Below are 1,703 nucleotides of genomic sequence, written 5' to 3' on the forward strand. Positions count from 1 at the left end.
TGCCACCGTCAGTTCGACGCGTCGGGTGGTCCGGACAAACAGCTGGACGCCAAGCTCGCGCTCGAGTGACTGGATCTGCGTCGACAATGCCGGCTGGGCGATATGCACCCGTGCCGCTGCCCTGCCGAAATGCAGCTCCTCGGCGACAGCAACGAAATAGGTGAATTGGCGCAGTTCCATGCGAAGACGTCTCCTACGCATGACGACGCGTCGCCCTGCCAGTCACAGCATAGCCGAGCGCCGCGGGCTTTCATAGTTCTATAATACGTGGTTTTCCAAATTTCCAGATGCTGTGCTACACCGATGAACGCACAGCAACTGATCGCTTTGAATATCCGGCGCCTGAGGGTTGCGAAGGGAATTTCACAAGATGACCTAGCGCTTATTGCCGGGGTCGAGCGCTCTTACACTGGACACCTTGAGCGAGCCGCTAAAAAGCGGACGAAAGACCTCCGCCACTTAAAGAAAGGCGGTATCTAGGAGCGCGAATGGGAAGGCAGAATTGACTTTCCGACCTCGTGCGGACCTTTTGGTTGAGCATACGTGCGGGGTTGCGGATCGAGCAAAGCTCAATAAATCGCTCCCGATTCAAGTCCTCCGGCGCTAGTGAAGGGCCACGGTCACGTTCGATACCGGTCAGGTTCCAGGCGAGATACTATGCGGTGCGGCTTTCCGCGCCAATTGCAAGTCGTTCCAAAACGCCTTCAGTCTACGGGCAGAACCGCGCCCCTTTGGATCAGGCTCGCACACTAAAGGCTGAGATTAAATTTGAAAAGGCTCTGCCAGGATTGGTTTTCCAGCTTGATGCGGTCCGGTTCACATTGTCGCTTCCGCTTTGTAATCTTGGCACAAGACGTAGGAATGGAATTCCATGGCAACCGGTACGGTTAAATTCTTCAATGACGATAAAGGCTTCGGCTTCATTACTCCTGAAAATGGCGGACAGGACGTCTTTGTCCATGTGTCTGCCCTGCAACGCAGCGGTTCACTTCGTGAAGGCGACAAGGTTAGCTTTGAGGTTGGTCAGGATCGGAAGACCGGCAAGTCCAAGGCAGAGAACGTCTCGGTCCTGTAAATTCGAGGGCGCCGCCACTCCCCAGCCTGCTGACCCGGGCTGGTCGGAATAGTGGCGCCCACTCGACACTTAAAGAGCAGCAAGTCCGGCCAGTGAGGTGCCGGGTAGGCGTCGCCCCGCTTCTAGGAGGACCGCCACGTCACAGATCTTGAACTCGCTTCATATTCCAGACACGCAACGAATAGACCCATGGGACATCGGCGGAATTGCGCAAGTTCCGCAGGAGATATTATGCGACTGCCGGAGCACAGATCGGGAACATACCGCCGCGGCACCAGATCGGATTCTGCAGGCCTGAACGAGCAGATCTTTCAGGCGTTAGACAGTGTTTTGCACTCGCAGGTCGAAATTATCTTCAAGGGTTGCGTCCTTGCGATGCACGTTGGCGGGCCGGAGCCGTCAAAATGACGGTTCTCGCAGCGCAAAGCCGGCGTATTGCCGGTCCCCGGCGCAACAGCCTTCTTCTATCTTGCCCACAGTGGACGATAGGAGAAGCAAATGCGCGGCGCGGATATTCTAGTCGAAATGCTAATCGGATACGGAGTCGACACGATTTTTGGTGTGCCAGGGGATACAAACGTTCCCTTCTACGAGGCGCTTCAAAACCGCGACGACAGAATCCGACATA

The 1,703-nt window shown here is 55.8% G+C and carries 4 protein-coding genes; 3 read left to right on the forward strand and 1 reads right to left on the reverse strand.

Features of this window, described 5'->3' with window-relative positions; genetic code table 11:
- A partial coding sequence (locus A3AY_RS36720) for a LysR family transcriptional regulator (RefSeq protein ID WP_040669528.1) occupies window positions 1–180 on the reverse strand: 180 nt, incomplete at its 3' end.
- 123 nt (window positions 181–303) lie between these two features.
- Here A3AY_RS36720 and A3AY_RS38460 point away from each other — a divergent pair.
- From A3AY_RS38460 to A3AY_RS38465, 3 genes are all read left to right on the forward strand, one after another.
- Window positions 304–480, forward strand: a complete 177-nt coding sequence (locus A3AY_RS38460) for a helix-turn-helix domain-containing protein (RefSeq protein WP_154663361.1) — start codon at window positions 304–306, stop codon at window positions 478–480.
- A gap of 391 nt (window positions 481–871) precedes the next feature.
- Window positions 872–1,075 (forward strand): cold-shock protein, encoded by a 204-nt coding sequence (locus tag A3AY_RS0131930; protein ID WP_018329732.1) that lies wholly within the window; start codon window positions 872–874, stop codon window positions 1,073–1,075.
- Between the two features lie 498 nt (window positions 1,076–1,573).
- A partial coding sequence (locus A3AY_RS38465; RefSeq protein ID WP_154663362.1) for a thiamine pyrophosphate-binding protein occupies window positions 1,574–1,703 on the forward strand: 130 nt, incomplete at its 3' end.

The sequence above is a fragment of the Rhizobium giardinii bv. giardinii H152 genome, assembly GCF_000379605.1.
In the GTDB taxonomy this organism is placed as follows: Bacteria; Pseudomonadota; Alphaproteobacteria; order Rhizobiales; family Rhizobiaceae; genus Pararhizobium; species Pararhizobium giardinii.

Bases quoted from the DNA above. Each gene is read 5' to 3' on its own strand.
- A3AY_RS38460 (WP_154663361.1), top strand. From the start codon at position 304: ATGAACGCACAGCAACTGATCGCTTTGAATATCCGGCGCCTGAGGGTT.
- A3AY_RS0131930 (WP_018329732.1), top strand. From the start codon at position 872: ATGGCAACCGGTACGGTTAAATTCTTCAATGACGATAAAGGCTTCGGC.